This is a genomic window from Microbacterium deminutum, assembly GCF_039530205.1.
Classification (GTDB): domain Bacteria; phylum Actinomycetota; class Actinomycetes; order Actinomycetales; family Microbacteriaceae; genus Microbacterium; species Microbacterium deminutum.
In genome coordinates, this window is sequence record NZ_BAAAOG010000012.1 from 41,226 (window position 1) to 57,375 (window position 16,150).

A 16,150-nucleotide genomic window follows, 5' to 3' on the forward strand; every position below is an offset into this window, starting at 1 on the left:
AGCTGCCTCTGGATCCTTCCAAGCAAGAATTGGAACGATCAAAGTCCGCCGCCATCGATCACGCTACGACCGCGGTTCAGGGGCTGTCAACCCGATTGACTGCGCCATAGGATAACGATTTGAACGTTCATGAATCGCTGGGGACGAGGAGGTCCGGATGGCGAAGTCGCCCACCGTCGACGACGTGGCGCGCGTCGCAGGCGTGAGCCGCCAGACGGTTTCGAACGTCCTCAACACGCCGTCGATCGTGAAGGACTCCACCCGGCAGCGCGTCGAATCCGCGATCGCCGACCTCGGCTACCGTCCGCACGCCGCGGCGCGGATGCTGCGCACCCGACGTAGCTCGACCATCGGCATCCATCTCGATCCCTACGCCGGGGGAGTGTCGGGGGTGGTGCTGGACCGGTTCGTCCACGCGCTCACCGAGCACGCCGGCGATCGCGGCATGCGAATGCTGGTGTACGCGGCACGGACGCCCGAAGAGGAGCTCGCGCGGCTCGCCGAGCTCGCCGACCGTGCCGAGGTCGACGCCGTCGTGATCACCGGCACGTTCTACGGCGATCCGCGGACAGGCTGGCTGCACCGGCGCGGCCTGCCGTTCGTCTCGTTCGGCCGGCCGTGGGGCGACGACGACGTCGGGCAGCCGTCCCACCCGTGGGTGGACGTCGACGGTGCGGCCGGCACACGCGCCGCGACCGAGCACGCGCTGTCGATCGCCGGGCCCCGCGTGGCGTTCCTCGGCTGGCCGTCCGGGTCAGGCACCGGCGATGACCGGGAGCGCGGCTGGAGCGAGGCGATGGCCGCGGCGCGCACCTCCGGGCCTCGCTGGACCGCAGTGGACGATGTCGCTGTCGCCCGCGATGCCGTCACCGAGGCGCTCGGGGGCCGGCAGGCCGACGCGGTCGTCTGCGCGAGCGACTCGCTCGCGATCGGCGTTCATCTCGCGGCGGTCGACGCCGGCATCCCGCGGCTTCCCGTCGTCGGCTTCGACAACACGCCCGCCGTCGAGGCGCTGGGCATCAGCAGTGTCGAGCAGCTGCCTGAGCGGGTCGCAGCGGGAACCCTCGAGCTGCTGATGGGGCCTACCGGCAACGTCGTCGCGCCGCACCCCTCGGGCCTCGCGCACGTGCTCGTCACTCCCAGGCTCGTCGTGCGCTGAACGGCCCCGGTCACGCGGAGGCGGGCCGCGCTGTAGACGCTGGACATCGGGTCCTCCTGGTCGGAATCTACCGCCCGCCCCCGACGCCGGATCCGTAGAGCCGCCGGCCGAGTTCGGCCGCGGCATCCGTCACGAGTGCGGCGAATCGCTCGGCGTCATGGACGCCGTCGTCCGGCCAGGTGACCGCCATCGCGGCGACGGGCCACCCGGTGTGATCGTGCACGGAGGCGGCGACGGAGCGCAGGCCCAGCGTGACTTCCCCGTCCTCGGTCGCATGACCGGCTGCGCGAACCTGGCGCAGCACTTCGCGCAGCTCGCCCGGCCCGCGCGGACCGCGGCCGGTGCGGTCGGCGAAGGACGCGGCATCCGGATACAGCGCCCGCACCTGCTCGCGAGGCAGGGCGGCGAGCATCGCCCGCCCGGTCGCGGTGAGGTGCGCGGGCAGGCGAACCCCGACGTCGGTGACGAGCGCCGGGCGGCGCGGGGCGCGTTCCTCGACGATGTAGAGGACGTCGCTGCCGGTCATGACGGCCAGATGCGCGCTCTCCCCGGTGCGATCCGCGAGCCCCGCGACGAGCGGCCGGCCGAGCCGGGCGAGCGGCTGCTGACGCGCGTAGCCGCCGGCGAGTTCGAACGCGGCGGTGCCGAGGCCCCAGCGGCGCTCCGAGGCGACGTGGACCACGAACCCGTGCTGCTCCAGAGTCGCAAGCAGGTGGTAGACGCTCGAGCGCGGGATTCCGAGCTGCGTCGCGAGGGTCGCCGCCGCCACCGGACCGCGCTGGCGCGCGAGGAACGCGAGGATCCGCAGCGTCTGCTCGGCGGCGGGAACCTGCGGTCTCGCGGGTGCGAGGGGATTCGGAAGGATGTCTGGCATGACAGACACAGGATGTCACGCCGGCCTGTCCAGCGCGACGGGGACGGTGTGGAATCGACGCATGACCACCGTCACCGAAACCATGGGCGCCCTGGACACCATCGTCGTCGGCGCGGCCCCGCTGCGCGGCGAAGACGTCGTCGCCGTCGCTCGCCACGATGCGCGCGTCGAGCTCGACGCCGGCGCGATGGCGCGGGTCGCGGCATCCCGCGCGCTCGTCGAGGGGCTCGCGGACGACCCCGAGCCGCACTACGGCATCTCCACCGGGTTCGGAGCGCTCGCGACGACGTTCATCGCCCCCGAGCGCCGGCTGCAGCTGCAGGCGAGTCTCATCCGCTCGCACGCCGCCGGCACCGGACCCGAGGTGGAGCGGGAGGTCGTGCGGGCGCTGCAGCTGCTGCGGCTGCAGACGCTGGCGACCGCCCACACCGGCGTGCGCCCCGTCGTCGTCGAGACGTACGCCGCGATGCTGAACTCGGGCATCACGCCGATCGTCCGCGAGTACGGATCGCTCGGCTGCTCGGGCGATCTCGCCCCGCTGTCGCACGTCGCGCTCGCCGCCATGGGCGAGGGGCAGGTCCGCGACGCCGAGGGCCGGCTCATGGATGCGGGCGAGGCGCTGGCTGCGGCATCCATCACCCCGCTCGAACTGCGCGAGAAGGAGGGACTGGCCCTCATCAACGGCACGGACGGCATGCTCGGGATGCTGCTGCTGGCCCTGCACGATCTCTCGGTGCTGCTCGACACCGCCGATGCGGCCGCCGCGATGTCGATCGAGAGTCAGCTGGGGACGGATGCCGTGTTCGCGGCCGACCTCATGGCACTGCGGCCGCAGATCGGGCAGGGGGCATCCGCTGCGAATCTGCGAGCCTTCCTCGCGGACTCGCCGATCATGGCCTCGCACCGGGACCCTGCGGTCTGCACCCGTGTGCAGGACGCGTACTCGCTGCGCTGCTCGCCGCAGGTGCACGGCGCCGCCCGCGACACCGTGGAGTACGCACGCACGGTCGGGTCCCGCGAGCTGGCGTCGGCCGTCGACAACCCGGTCATCACCGACGACGGCCGGGTGGAGTCCAATGGCAACTTCCACGGTGCCCCCGTCGCGTACGTCCTCGACTTCCTCGCGATCGCCGTCGCGGATGTCGCCTCGATCTCGGAGCGCCGCACCGACCGCGCCCTCGACCCGGCGCGCAGCCACGGGCTGCCGCCGTTCCTCGCGCACGAGGTCGGCGTCGACTCCGGGCTCATGATCGCGCAGTACGCCGCGGCCGGGATCGTGTCCGAGCTGAAGCGGCTCGCAGTGCCGGCATCCGTCGACTCGATCCCGTCCTCGGCGATGCAGGAGGACCACGTCTCGATGGGCTGGGCCGCCGCCCGCAAGCTGCGGCGCGGCATCGACGGACTCGCCCGCGTCCTCGCGATCGAGGTGCTCACCAGCGCCCGGGCTCTCGACCTGCGGGCACCCCTCGAATCCGGTCCGGCAACGGGGGCTGTTCGCGACCTGGTCCGCACCGTGGCCGAAGGGCCCGGAGCCGACCGGCATCTCTCACCCGACATGGAGGCGGTGACCGAGCTGGTCCTCTCCGGCCAGGTCGCCCGGGCCGCACACGAAGGAGCACAGTCATGACCGTTTCGACAGGATCGGCCACCGTTTCGACCGGCGGCCGCGTCGTCCGCGCCGCGCGCGGTGCAGAGCGCACCGCGAAGAGCTGGGGCGCCGAGGCCGCCAAGCGCATGCTCATGAACAACCTCGACCCCGAGGTGGCGGAGCACCCCGAGGACCTGGTCGTCTACGGCGGCACCGGCAAGGCGGCGCGCACGTGGGAGGCCTATGACGCCATCGTCCGCACGCTCGACGAGCTCGAGCCCGATGAGACGCTGCTCGTCCAATCGGGCAAGCCGGTCGGCGTCTTCCGCACTCACGAATGGGCGCCGCGCGTGCTGATCGCCAACTCGAACCTCGTGGGTGACTGGGCGACGTGGCCCGAATTCCGCCGGCTCGAGGAGCTCGGGCTCACGATGTACGGCCAGATGACCGCCGGATCGTGGATCTACATCGGCACGCAGGGCATCCTGCAGGGCACCTACGAGACGTTCGCCGCGGTCGCTCGGTCGCTCGGCCGCGAGTCGCTGGCCGGCACACTGACCTTGACGGCCGGATGCGGCGGCATGGGCGGCGCGCAGCCGCTCGCCGTGACCCTGAACGGCGGCGCTGTGCTCATCGTCGACGTCGACGAGTCGCGTCTTGCGCGTCGCGTCGAGCACGGCTACCTCGATGAGTACACGACCGACCTCGACGCCGCCATCGAGCGCGTCGTCGCTGCGAAGAACGCCGGGGAGGCGCTGTCCGTGGGCGTGGTCGGCAACGCCGCCGAGGTCTTCGGCGATCTGCTGCTGCGCGGCATCCCGATCGACATCGTGACGGACCAGACCAGCGCCCACGATCCGCTCGCCTACCTGCCGGTAGGCATCGCGTTCGAGGACTGGAAGCGCGAGGCCGAGGCCGACCCCGAGGGCTTCACGGCCCGAGCACGCGGCAGCATGGCGAAGCACGTCGCCGCGATGGTCGGGTTCCAGGACGGCGGAGCCGAGGTCTTCGACTACGGCAACTCGATCCGCCGCGAGGCGCAGCTCGGCGGCTTCGAGCGGGCGTTCGAGTTCCCCGGGTTCGTCCCGGCGTACATCCGCCCGCAGTTCGCCGAAGGCCGTGGGCCCTTCCGCTGGGTGGCCCTGTCGGGAGACCCGGAGGACATCCGCAAGACCGACGAGGCCGTGAAGGCGCTCTTCCCCGACGACGCGGGGCTGGTCCGCTGGCTCGACAAGGCCGGCGAGGCCGTGCATTTCGAGGGGCTGCCCGCACGGATCTGCTGGCTGGGCTACAAGGAGCGCCACCTCGCTGGACTGAAGTTCAACGAGATGGTCGCGTCGGGCGAGCTGTCCGCCCCGATCGTGATCGGTCGCGATCACCTCGACTCCGGCTCGGTGGCCTCGCCCTACCGTGAGACCGAGGCCATGGCCGATGGGTCGGACGCCATCGCCGACTGGCCGCTGCTGAACGCACTCCTCAACACCTCGAGCGGCGCCTCGTGGGTCTCGATCCATCATGGCGGCGGCGTCGGCATCGGGCGCAGCATACATGCCGGACAGGTCACGGTCGCCGACGGCACCGCGCTCGCGGCCGAGAAGCTGGAGCGCGTGCTCACCAACGACCCGGGAACCGGGGTCATGCGGCACGTCGATGCGGGCTACGACCGCGCGAAGGAGGTCGCGCGCGAGCGCGGCCTGAAGGTGCCGATGCTGTGAGCGGGACGCTCATCACGAACATCGGCGAGCTGACGACGAACGTCGCGCTCGACGGTGACGCATGCGGCACTCGCATCGACGCCGCGGTCCTGATCGAGGGAGACCGGATCGCGTGGGTCGGAGCCGCCGCCGATGCGAAGCACGTGTCGTCTCGCTTCGCCCGCTCGACCACCGACCAGTCCTCGCCCGGTGAGGGAGCGCCTTCGGTCGTTGCGCGAGGCGCGCAGCGCCGAGACGAGACGCGCCGAACCGACGTGAGCGTCGTGGATGCCGGAGGTCGTGCCGTCATCCCGGGGTTCGTCGACAGCCACACCCACCTCGTGTTCGGCGGAGACCGCGCCGACGAGTTCGAGGCTCGTATGGCGGGCACGCCGTATGCCGCCGGCGGAATACGGCGGACGGTCCTCGCGACCCGCGCGGCGACCGACGACGAGCTCCGGACGCGGCTGGCCGGCTTCGTGGCCGAGCTGCGGGCTCAGGGAACCACGACGTTCGAGATCAAGACCGGCTACGGGCTGACCGTTCACGACGAGGCCCGTCTCGCGCGTCTCGCCGCGGAGGTCACACCCGAAGTCACCTTCCTCGGTGCACACGTCGTGCCGGCGGACTACGCGGAACGTCGGGAGGAGTACATCGACCTCGTCTGCGGCGAGATGCTCCACGCCTGCGCGCCGCACGCGCGATGGATCGACGTGTTCTGCGAGCGGGGCGCCTTCGACCGCGATGAAAGCGAGCGCGTGCTCGCGGCCGGGATCGCGCACGGACTGGAGGCCCGCGTCCACGGCAACCAGCTCGGCCCAGGAGAAGGCGTGCGCCTGGCAGTCGCGCTGGGCGCGGCATCCGTCGACCACTGCACGTACCTCGAGGAAGCGGATGTCGCGGCCCTCGCCGGATCCGGCACGGTCGCGACCCTGCTGCCTGGCGTCGAGTTCTCGACGCGGCAGCCGTATCCCGACGCCCGCCGGCTCATCGACGCCGGCGTCACCGTCGCGCTCGCGAGCGACTGCAACCCGGGCTCGAGCTTCACCAGCTCGATGCCGCTCATGATCGCACTCGCGGTGCGCGAGATGGGGATGACGACCCCCGAGGCGGTGTGGGCGGCGACCGCCGGGGGTGCGCAGGCGCTGCGACGCCGCGACGTCGGCGTGATCGCCCCTGGAAATCGTGCCGATCTCGTGCTGCTGGATGCCCCGACCCGCACGCACCTCGCCTACCGGCCGGGCGTTCCGCTCATCGCCCGGGTGTGGAAGGACGGCTTGCCCGGCTGAGCGCCGGGAGGACTCCCGACCTGAGCTGCCTGCGCCGAGTCAGTGCGGCGTGTCGAAGGTCCACTCCGTGGGCTCGACCGCGTCGACGACGTCCCAGTCGTCCTCGTTCCAGGCGAACGTCGCGACCGCGCAGGTCGGCATGTGCTCGATACGGTCGCCTGACAGCCGGGCGGCGAGGACGCTCATTCCGGGATCGTGGGCGACAAGCGCGACCGAGGGCGCCCCACTCTCGGCAGCCGTCGCGATAAGGGTGTTCGCGGACGCCCCGTACAGTTCGGGGTCGAGTGTCACGGCCATCTTCAGCTCGGCGGCGAACGCCTCGGCCGTCGTGCGTGCGCGCACCGCGGTGCTCGAGATGATGACGTCGGGGCGGAAGCCCGACTCGGCGAGCCGCCTCGCCATGCGCGGGGCGTCGCGCATGCCGCGATCGCCGAGCGGACGGTCGTGGTCGTCGAGCGTCTCGTCACCCCAGGCGGACTTGGCGTGACGGATGAGTGCGAGACGGATCATGGACGGAGGGCCTTTCCTGCGAGCAGCTCGAGGACGCACAGCGCCGCCAGGCGCACCGTCCGGGCATCAGGGGCATCGGCGGTGGCGTCGACCTCGACGATGTCCGCGCTCGCCAGACGCACGTCGCGGGCGAGTGCTCGCACGAGAGCGCGCAGCTCCCACGCCGCGAGACCTCCGGGCACGGATGCGGGGCAGCCAGGCGCGACCGATCGGTCGCACACGTCGACATCGATGTCGAGGTGTATTGCGCGGCCGCCGGCGCCCGCGCCGGCGCCGGCGACTTCGAGCGCTTGCGCTGCGACATCCGCCGCGCCGCGCCGGCGGAGCTCGTCGATGGTCACGACCGTGATGCCCCATTCCGCCGCGCGTCGCGCGTAGGCGGCCGAATTCGCGAAGTCGGCGATGCCGAGCTGCACGATCCTGCGGGGTTCCAGTCCGTCTTCGACCAGCCGTCGCACCGGCGACCCGTTGGACACGCCGTCGCGCAGATCGTAGTGGGCATCGATCGTGATGAGGGCGCCCGCCCCGGCCCCCTGGGCGACGGGGTACGTCGCCGAGTTGTCTCCGCCGAGCGCGACCAGGAGGTCGGCGCGCGCGGCGAGGACGCGCACACGTTCGCGGACGGATGCCTCACCCTCCGGGCCATCGGGCTCGGCGACGTCTCCGGCGTCGGCGATCCGCAGTGCCTCGCCGAGGTCGATCGACGGCCGCCCGATCAGCGTCGCACTGTAGCGGGCGAGCGCCTCGCGCACGGCGCCCGGCGTCGCATGCGCACCCGTCGGCGAGAGCGACGTGCGCCATGTCGGAACGCCGAGGATGACGGCATCCATACGGCCGTCGACGTCGTCGAATGCCGGCCATCCGCCCGCGCGGGGCCACAGCGGATCGTGCGCGAGAGCCATCAGTTCGCCACGTAGACCCAGGCCGTGCGCCCGGTGGCGAGCACGACCGACGCGCGTCGGTACAGCCCCACCTCGTACTCGTCGGACGCATCGAGCTCGTCCTCGGTCACCCGGAGCACCTTGCCGACGACCTTGTCGAGCGGGTTGCCCGTGGGCCGCACGATCGGAAGCACCGTTGGACCCGACAGACCGTTTAGGCGGGCATCCTCGATCTCGGCGTAGTCGACGGTGTACCCCGGCAGCACGTCGTCCTCGGTCTCGACCAGGCGCCCGAACGTGTCGAGCTGCATCTCGGGATTCTGAAGGGTCCCGTAGCTGAAGAGGAGCTGGTCGGCGGCCACGGCTTCAGGCTACCTCTCGGCGGTCGCCTCCTGGAGGTGGATGTCGCCCGGGGTCATCCCAGCAGAGCGTGGGCGATCGCGAAGATCGCAAGCCCCGCCAGTGCGCCGACGATCGTGCCGTTCAGGCGGATGTACTGCAGATCGCGCCCGACCTGCAATTCGATCTTCTCGGTCGTCTCGGCCGGGTCCCAGCGCTCCACGGTGTCGGTGATGATCGACGCGATGTCGCTGCGATAGCGCTCGACGAGGAAGACCGCGGCATCCGTCACCCAGGTGTCCACGCGATGCTGCAGCGCCGCATCCGTCGTCATCCGTTCGCCGATCTCGGCGATCGCCGTCGCAGCGCGCACCCGCAGGCCGCTCTGCGGGTCGGCGAGCGAACTCAGCAGCCCAGTCTTGGCGGTGTTCCACGCCTCGGCGGCGAGTTCGCGCACGCGGGGACTGTCGAACAGTTTGACCTTGGCGTCCTCGAGCCGGCCGATCGTCGCGGGGTCGTGCTGCAGGTTGTCGGCGAGCCGGTCGAGGTACCCGTCGACGGCGATGCGGGCCGGATGCCGCGGCTCGGCCTGCACCGCGGCGATGAACTTGACCGCCTCGTTGTACACGGTGTCATCGACGAACCGGTGGGCGATCGACGGCACCCACGGCGGCAGCCGCCGCGAGACGAGCCCCTGGAAGGCGCCGTGGTTGGCCTCGAGCCACGACGCGATGCTGTCGATCCCCATGTCGACGGCGCCGTGGTGCGCGCCGGACTCGACGATCCGGGAGAGCCAGGCCCCGAGCGGCGGACCCCAGTCGGGGGCGATCAGATGCTCGCGGGCCAGGTCCTCGATGACGTCTCGGACGTCATCGTCGCTCAGCGCCTCGAGCACTCCGGACGCCATGACGGCTCCCTCGGCCGTGACCCGCTGGGCGTGGGCGGGCACGCGCAGCCAGTCGCCGAGCTTCGAGGCGATCGCCGTGGCCTCGAGCTTCGTCCGCACGACATCGCCCCGCAGGAACTCGGTCTCGACGAACTCGCCCAGCGTGCGCCCGATCTCGTCCTTGCGTCTCGGGATGATCGCGGTATGGGGGATCGGGATCCCGAGCGGATGCCGGAACAGCGCCGTGACCGCGAACCAGTCCGCGAGCGCCCCCACCATGGCGCCTTCCGCGGCGGCCCGCACGTAAACGAGCCAGGAGATCTGGTCCTGGAACGCGAACGCGAACGCGAACACAGCGGCCGAGAGCAGCAGCGCGCCGAGCGCGATGCCCTTCATGACCTGGAGACCGCTGCGGCGCTCCTGATCGGCGGAGCTCAGCAGAGCCGTGGGGGTGCGCGCCATGTCGTCATCCTCGCACGCCCCGGTGGCGCGGCGGGCCGGTGCGACCGCGGGGCGCGGCGTGGCGCGCCGGTTCAGGCGATTCGCCGTCTTCGGGACGATTCGGCGCGAAACCCGTCCCGATGCGGCGACTTCGCCTGATCTCGACGTCACCGACGCACGGCGGATGCTGCCGCCGCCTGGGCCCGTCAGTCTTCGACTGGCCCGAGCCACGCGGTGGCGACCGTCGAGTGCGCCGACTCGGGGTCGGACGGGTGGAACAGACCCGCCAGCACGTCGCGATACAGCCGGGAGAGCTCGTTCGCCGAGAAGTAGGACGACCCGCCCGCGACGAGCATCGCCTCGTCGACCACGCGCTTGGCCGTCGTCACGGCCCGGTGCTTGACACCCGCCAGCAGCGAGAACCAGCGAGGGCCATGGTTGACGAGACCGTCGACGTCTCGGCTCAGCGCCGCGAGCTCGGGCGGCAGCGCGTCGTAGGCGAGCGCCATCTCCGCGATGCGCCAGCGGATGTCGGGGTCCTGGCTGTACGCCTTGCCGGTCTTCTTCGACCGCCGCCGGCCCGCCGTCTCGACCCCGAGGTCCAGCGCGCGTCGCGCGATGCCGGTGTACACCGACGCGAGCAGCAGCTCGAACACACTGAAGATCCCGAAGACGATCGGATCGGGATTCGGGCCCGGATCGACGCGCCGCACGACCCTGTCCGCGGGGGCGACCGCTCCGCGCAGCTCGGTCGTGCGGGACTGCGTGCCGCGCATCCCCAGCGTGTCCCAGTCGTCGCGGGTCACGACCGCGTCGCCGCGCGGGACGAATCCGTAGACCAGCTTCGGTGCGTCCGCGGATGTCGTGTCCAGGCCGTGCATGCCGAGCTGGGTCCACACCGGAGCAAGCGACGTGAAGATCTTCGTTCCCGTGAACGCGTACGAGCCATCGGGCCGGGGTGCGGCATCCGTGTCACTGCCGAACAGGACGAGGTCGTTCCCGGCCTCGCTTATGCCGAACGCGAAGACTTCGCCGGCGACCGCGCCCTCGTGCACGAAGCGCAGCGCGTCGATCCCGCGGTCGGCGAGGACCTTCGCGACTCCGGTCCAGACCAGGTGCATGTTCACCGCGAGCGCCGTCGCGGGCGCCGCTCCCGCGAGGCGCTGCTGCAGGACGGATGCCTCGGCGAGGCCGAGCCCGCCGCCGCCCATATCGGCGGGCGCGAGGATGGCCAGATAGCCCGCGGCTTTCAGTTCGGCGAGGTCCGCATCGGGGAAGGTGTTCTCGCGATCGTGCGTCGCTGCCCGCGTGCGGAACCGTTCGAGCAGGTCATCAGGCAGGTATGAGGCAGGGTCGAAGTCGGTCACGCACCCATTCTGGCGCGGGTTCGGCGGACCGGAGCGGGCGCGGCGTGCCACGATGATCGCATCCAGCCGCGAGGAGGAGTCATGTCCCGTCTCACCCAGACGCTCATCCCGCCCGCCCAGCGTCAGCCGGTCGAAGCGCTCGATGACGCGCTCGACCTCAGCTACGGCGACAGGGTGAGCAAGCGCACCGGCTTCCTCATCATGCTGACCCTGGCCGGCACGATCGCGATCGCCGGTGTGCTCAGCGATTCCACGGCCACGGTCATCGGCGCCATGATCATCGCGCCGCTGGGCACACCGATCCTCGGCATCGCCCTCGGCATCGTGACGGGGCATCTGAGCCTCGTGATCCGCTCGATCCTCTGGGTGCTGAGCGGACTGGTCATCGTGGTCGTGCTCGGCCTCGTTTTCACCGTCTTCGTGGCCACTCCCGAGAGCCTTGCCACCAACTCGCAGGTCGTCGGGCGCACGTCACCGAGCCTCATGGATCTGGTCGCCGCCCTGGCGACCGGGTTCGCCGGCGGTTTCGCGATGTGCCGCAAGGACCTGAGCGCGGTGCTGCCCGGTGTCGCGATCGCGATCTCGCTCGTCCCTCCCCTCGGCGTCGTCGGCGTGTGCGCGGGTCAGGGGCTGTGGGGCGACGCATTCGGGGCCCTCATCCTCTTCCTCTCGAACGTCGTCGCACTCGTGATCGCCGGAACCATCGTGTTCACGATGGGCGGCTACGCCCGCGACCCCAGCTCGTCCCCGGTCGCGAATCGTCGCCGTGCCTACACCGTCGTCACCGTGCTCGCCGTCATCATCGCAGTGCCGCTCGCCGCCAACTCGGTCGCCTCGGTCGCGATCGCCCGCTGGTCGGTCACGATCCAGCAGGTGGCGGCCGACTGGCTCCACGGCGACGCGGGGGCCCGGATCTACAACGTCGACTGGAGCGGGCTCTCGGCGACGCTCGCCGTCACGACGGATGACGGATCCGTGCCCCCCATCGACGGTCTCCGCGAGGCGCTCTCGACCGCGATCCCGAGCTTCGTGGGAGTCACCGTGGATGTCGGCCAGGGTGTGGAGCACGTCGTGCAGTGATCTCGCGGTCGTCGCGCCGGCGGCACGCTCACGCGGCGAGGATGCGCAGGAACTCCGTCATGGTCGCCTCCGGCGCGTCGCGGTGCGGCGAGTGCCCGGCACCCGAGACGAAGGAGTACCCGATCGCCGGGTTCGCCGAGCGCAGCCGGTCGAGGCGATCGCCCCAGAAGATGCTGTACACGTCCGGGTCGGAGCCGAGGATGTGGGTCGGAACCGCGAGGCGGGCCGCGGCATCCGTCACGTCCCACGGCGTGTTCTGCTCGCTGGTCTGCTCGACGGCCCACCGACTGGCTTGGCGGGCCGAGAGGGACTTGAGCTCGATGTCGTGCTCGTGCCAGTGCGGATGCGCGGTGCGCACCGCGGCCTCGCTGGGGTCGGCGAACGACCCCTCCTGACTCGCGCGGACGATCTCGAGGTCCTTCGCGGTCGGCCGGATCGCCGGATCGACGAGCACGAGTCTTCTCGTCCAGCCGTGGTGCTCCGCCGCCGCGGCGATGGCTGCCGCGCCACCGAGCGAGTGCCCGACCACGAGATCCCAGGGGCCGCCATGCTCGGGCCGGGTCGCCTCGACGTCGGCCGCGTACGCCGACAGGCGGTAGTCGAGCGCCCGAGGAGCCGTGCCGTGGCCGCGCAGGTCGACGGCATCTGCTCGCCATGCGGCGTCGGCGAGGGCGACACCGAACCGCCACATCAGTGCGCCGGTCGAGCCGAGGCCGTGGATGAGAAGAGCGCGGCGGGCTGACGCGGGATCTCCCCAGGAGAGACGGGGGAGGGTGACGGGTGCAGGCATGTGCCCCAGCCTATGAGCGACCCTGTGCCGCGCCATCGGGGGCCAAGATGGTTGGCATGATCTCGACGGAACTGGCAGTCGCACTCAAGGAGGCGGGACTGGTGTGGCACCCGCGGTCCGGCGACCGGTTCCAGCTCGACGAGCCCGAGTTCGAGGCGGATGTCTTCACCGTGAGCGAGATGACGATCGAGCCGCGCGAGTATCCGACGGGGCGGATCCTCGCCTTCAACGGCACGACGGAGTGGGCGCTGGACTCGGTGGCGCAGGAGGACGCGCTCTGGCTCCCGCACGAGCACCAGCTGCGGGAGCTCCTGCGCGGATCGTTCCGGTCGCTGCGGCGACTCGAGGACACGCACGAGGTCGAGATCTCGCTGAAGCAGGCGCCGGATGCCGCACCCGAACTGATGCGGTTCGAGCATCCCGAGCCTGCCGACGCGTATGCCCTCGCGGTGCTCGAACTGCTGCGCCGGATCGGATGAGCCTCAGAGGCCGATCGTGAGCGAGGCGATGTACCCGCCGGTCGCGGATCCCGACATCGTCGCGATCTGGTGGATGCCGCCATCGTCGCGGAACACGTTGTCGGTCTGCAGCGACACCTGGGCCAGATTCGGCACGCTCTGCTCGTAGCCGGTGGTCGCGTACACCGCGCTGTCCGCCTCGGCCGGCAGTGCGATCTGGGAGGTCTTGACGATAGGTCCCGACGCCACGGCGGTGGCGACGTCCTGGTAGACCTCGAAGTGGATGTGCGGCCAGCGCCCCGAGTAGCACGCCGGATAGATCGAGGTGAATCGAACGGTGCCGTTGGCGTCGGTCTGCTGCACGCCGCGCAGATAGTTCTCGTTCTCGACCCCGCTGCCGTAGAGCGAGTACTTCCCGTCGCGGTCGCAGTGCCAGACGTACACGCCGCGGCCCGCGAGCGCGGAGCCGGTCGAGGCATCGCGCACGGTCAATGCGATCGTGAGCGGAACGCCCTGCGCCACCGTCGTGGAGGATCCGAAGCTGGATCGGATGTCGCTCCGCACGATTCCGGAGTCGTCCAGCACGTCGACGCCGTTCGACCCGTCGCCCGGATACGGTCCGCCGGTCTCGTCCGGCACCTCGGCGAGGGGTCCCGACGCGTCGGCCGAGGTGCTCGGCGACGCCGTCGGCGTGGCGCTCGCCGTCGGGCTCGAGGTCGCGCCGCCTGTCGTGGCGGCATCGGTCGACTGTGCGCTGCAGGCCGCGAGCAGGCTCGTCAGCGCGACTCCGCCGAAGATGCCGAGCGCGCGGCGGCGGTCGATCAGTGTCTGGACGTCGTAGACGAGGCCGCGGTGGTCCTCGTCGATGGGTTCGCCGTTGCGATCGAGCCAGCGCGGGTCGGTGTGTCTCATCGGTCCAGGTAAGCGCCGTCCGCTATGCGTCCGCTATGGGACTGATATGCCTCACTCAGGTCACCGTCTGCAGCGGCTCGGTGTCGGGAATCGGGCTCACGCCCCGCGTCCGAAGGTCGGGGAATCCGCGCACCAGGGCGACGGCGACGAGAAGGCCCGCCGCGGCGAACCCCGTCGCGGCGATGTACGCACCCTGCGGGCCGATCCCGTCGATGAGGAAGCCCGCGATCGCCGACCCCGCCGCCGCACCGATCAGCTGTCCCGTCCCCACCCAGCCGAACGCCTCGGCGGTGTCGCTGAACTTGACGCTCGCCGAGGTCATCGCGAACAGGACGGCGAGCGCCGGCGCGATGCCGATGCCCGCCAGCACGAGCGTGCCGCCGAGCCACCAGACTTCGAGCGAGAACATCGTGAGGGCGAGTCCGACCGTCACGATGGCGAGCCGCCGTGCCATCGCCCACGGGCCGATCGGGATCTTGCCGAACGACAGGCCGCCTGCGAGGCTGCCGACCGAGAACAGCGCGAGGACGATTCCGGCCTCGAGTCCGCCCTGGCCGAAGGTCGCGACGACCCCTGCCTCGACGGCGGCGCACGCGCCGATGAGCAGGAATCCGATCACTGTCGCCAGCAGGACGGGCAGCTTGGTCAGCACCTTGCCGAAGCTTCGGCGGCTGCGCGGGATGCGCACACGACCCACCTCGGGGGAGAGGATGAACCAGGTGCCGCCGCCCACCAGGATGACGACGATGAGCAGCAGCGCGGGCACCGTTCCGACCTGCGTCGCGACGAAGGTGATGAGGACGGGGGCGACGATCCAGATGATCTCCTGCAGCGACGCGTCGAGGGAGAAGAGCGGCGTCAGCTGGCGCGCGCTCACCAGCTTGGGGTAGATCGTCCGCGCGGCGGACTGGATCGGCGGCGTGGAGAGCCCGATCAGGACGCCGAGCCCCATGTAGACCGGAAGCGGCACCGTGATCAGCGCAAGGGTGGTGATGGCCGCTGCACACACCGTGAGGGTGGTGGCGATCACACGCCGCATTCCCCAGACGCCCATCCAGCGGCTGGTGACCGGACCCGCGATCGCCTGGCCGATCGAGGTCGCCGCCAGCACGAGTCCGGCCGAGCCGTAGGAGCCGGTGACGTGGTGGATGTGCAGCAGGATCGCAAGGCTGGTCATGCCGTTGGGGAACCGGGCCGTGAGCTGTGCGGCGATGATCCGTGCGACGCCGGGAGTGCGAAGAACATCCCTGTAACCGGCCACCCCTCCACGCTACCGTGAGCCGCCGAACCGTCACGCGGCGGGTGCGCCGTGGCCATGCGCGACGCATCGCGACACGCCCGCCGCGCAATCCACAGGGCGATCGGATGTCGGAGCCCCGCCATAGCGTTGCGCCTGTGGATGGATGCGGCCGCGGCATCCGATTCGAGCGTGTTTCAGGCCTTTTCGAGGGTCCGAAGAAGCCGCTCTCCTGTGGATGAAACGGTGGACAACCTGTGTTGTATCTGAGGAGACCGGTGGAAAACTACACGGATGTAACTACTATCCCTTGTGGTGCTATTCAATGTCGGCACCCATATGTAGTATTGGACTCCCGGTGGGGGGTCTACCGGCAAGAACTTCGGATGTGAGGGGAGAGACGGATCCACATGGCGATCACTGTCTACACAAAGCCCGCGTGCGTTCAGTGCACGGCGACGTACCGCGCGCTGGACTCGAAGGGCATCGAATACGAGGTGCACGACCTCTCCGAGGACCCGGCGGCCCTCGAGCAGGTCAAGGCGCTCGGGTACCTCCAGGCGCCGGTCGTCATCACGGATGAGGACCACTGGTCGGGGTTCCGTCCCGACAAGATCGACGAGCTCGCCTCTCGTCTGGCCTGAC

16 protein-coding genes are annotated in these 16,150 nt (G+C 70.7%); 7 read left to right on the forward strand and 9 right to left on the reverse strand.

The genetic code is table 11. The annotated features are described in order from the left end of the window. Positions 1-157: 157 nt before the first annotated feature. Complete coding sequence (locus ABD212_RS18070) at positions 158-1,159, forward strand: LacI family DNA-binding transcriptional regulator (protein ID WP_344097381.1); 1,002 nt, start codon at positions 158-160, stop codon at positions 1,157-1,159. A gap of 67 nt (positions 1,160-1,226) precedes the next feature. On the opposite strand, the gene ABD212_RS18075 is transcribed toward ABD212_RS18070, so the two are convergent. Continuing rightward, positions 1,227-2,033, reverse strand: coding sequence for an IclR family transcriptional regulator (locus tag ABD212_RS18075; RefSeq protein WP_344097383.1), 807 nt, complete (start codon positions 2,031-2,033; stop codon positions 1,227-1,229). 61 nt (positions 2,034-2,094) lie between these two features. Between ABD212_RS18075 and hutH the strand changes: the two genes are divergently transcribed. From hutH to hutI, 3 genes are read left to right on the forward strand one after another with little or no spacing between them, the layout of a single operon-like run. Continuing rightward, the gene (hutH, locus tag ABD212_RS18080) at positions 2,095-3,660 is read left to right on the forward strand and encodes a histidine ammonia-lyase (protein ID WP_344097456.1); all 1,566 of its coding nucleotides are present in this window, start codon (positions 2,095-2,097) and stop codon (positions 3,658-3,660) included. After that, positions 3,657-5,336, forward strand: coding sequence for a urocanate hydratase (gene hutU / locus ABD212_RS18085; RefSeq protein ID WP_344097386.1), 1,680 nt, complete (start codon positions 3,657-3,659; stop codon positions 5,334-5,336). The genes hutH and hutU overlap by 4 nt, the downstream gene beginning before the upstream one ends. Beyond that, positions 5,333-6,604 (forward strand): imidazolonepropionase, encoded by a 1,272-nt coding sequence (gene hutI / locus ABD212_RS18090; RefSeq protein ID WP_344097389.1) that lies wholly within the window; start codon positions 5,333-5,335, stop codon positions 6,602-6,604. Before hutU ends, hutI begins: the two co-directional genes overlap by 4 nt. A 39-nt stretch (positions 6,605-6,643) precedes the next feature. Here hutI and ABD212_RS18095 read toward each other — a convergent pair whose 3' ends face one another. The 5 genes from ABD212_RS18095 to ABD212_RS18115 all read right to left on the reverse strand — a co-directional run bounded on the left by ABD212_RS18095 (position 6,644) and on the right by ABD212_RS18115 (position 11,028). After that, complete coding sequence (locus tag ABD212_RS18095; RefSeq protein WP_344097392.1) at positions 6,644-7,114, reverse strand: SixA phosphatase family protein; 471 nt, start codon at positions 7,112-7,114, stop codon at positions 6,644-6,646. Continuing rightward, the gene (locus ABD212_RS18100; protein WP_344097395.1) at positions 7,111-8,016 is read right to left on the reverse strand and encodes an arginase family protein; all 906 of its coding nucleotides are present in this window, start codon (positions 8,014-8,016) and stop codon (positions 7,111-7,113) included. The genes ABD212_RS18095 and ABD212_RS18100 overlap by 4 nt, the downstream gene beginning before the upstream one ends. Continuing rightward, positions 8,016-8,357, reverse strand: a complete 342-nt coding sequence (locus ABD212_RS18105; RefSeq protein WP_344097398.1) for a gamma-glutamylcyclotransferase family protein — start codon at positions 8,355-8,357, stop codon at positions 8,016-8,018. The genes ABD212_RS18100 and ABD212_RS18105 overlap by 1 nt, the downstream gene beginning before the upstream one ends. A 53-nt stretch (positions 8,358-8,410) precedes the next feature. Then, entirely contained in the window at positions 8,411-9,682 is a 1,272-nt protein-coding gene (locus ABD212_RS18110; protein WP_344097400.1) for a DUF445 domain-containing protein, read from the reverse strand. 185 nt (positions 9,683-9,867) lie between these two features. Continuing rightward, positions 9,868-11,028, reverse strand: a complete 1,161-nt coding sequence (locus ABD212_RS18115) for an acyl-CoA dehydrogenase family protein (protein WP_344097403.1) — start codon at positions 11,026-11,028, stop codon at positions 9,868-9,870. Positions 11,029-11,109: 81 nt separating this feature from the next. On the opposite strand from ABD212_RS18115, the gene ABD212_RS18120 reads away from it, so the two are divergent. Further along, on the forward strand, positions 11,110-12,108 hold the full coding sequence (locus tag ABD212_RS18120; RefSeq protein ID WP_344097405.1) for a TIGR00341 family protein: 999 nt from the start codon (positions 11,110-11,112) through the stop codon (positions 12,106-12,108). A 28-nt stretch (positions 12,109-12,136) separates the two neighbouring features. Here the strand turns inward: ABD212_RS18120 and ABD212_RS18125 are convergent, their stop codons facing one another. After that, positions 12,137-12,898 (reverse strand): alpha/beta fold hydrolase, encoded by a 762-nt coding sequence (locus ABD212_RS18125; protein WP_344097408.1) that lies wholly within the window; start codon positions 12,896-12,898, stop codon positions 12,137-12,139. Between the two features lie 56 nt (positions 12,899-12,954). Between ABD212_RS18125 and ABD212_RS18130 the strand changes: the two genes are divergently transcribed. Then, positions 12,955-13,377, forward strand: a complete 423-nt coding sequence (locus ABD212_RS18130; RefSeq protein ID WP_344097410.1) for a pilus assembly protein CpaE — start codon at positions 12,955-12,957, stop codon at positions 13,375-13,377. Between the two features lie 3 nt (positions 13,378-13,380). Here the strand turns inward: ABD212_RS18130 and ABD212_RS18135 are convergent, their stop codons facing one another. Together ABD212_RS18135 and ABD212_RS18140 are read right to left on the reverse strand one after the other, a co-directional pair. Further along, positions 13,381-14,268: an intradiol ring-cleavage dioxygenase gene (locus ABD212_RS18135; protein WP_344097412.1), complete on the reverse strand. Its 888-nt coding sequence runs from the start codon at positions 14,266-14,268 to the stop codon at positions 13,381-13,383. A 55-nt stretch (positions 14,269-14,323) separates the two neighbouring features. Further along, a complete protein-coding gene (locus ABD212_RS18140) occupies positions 14,324-15,529 on the reverse strand; it encodes an MFS transporter (RefSeq protein WP_344097414.1) in 1,206 nt (401 codons plus the stop codon). A gap of 386 nt (positions 15,530-15,915) precedes the next feature. Here ABD212_RS18140 and nrdH point away from each other — a divergent pair, with 386 nt between their 5' ends. After that, positions 15,916-16,149, forward strand: coding sequence for a glutaredoxin-like protein NrdH (gene nrdH, locus ABD212_RS18145; RefSeq protein ID WP_179438714.1), 234 nt, complete (start codon positions 15,916-15,918; stop codon positions 16,147-16,149). Position 16,150 lies beyond the last annotated feature (1 nt).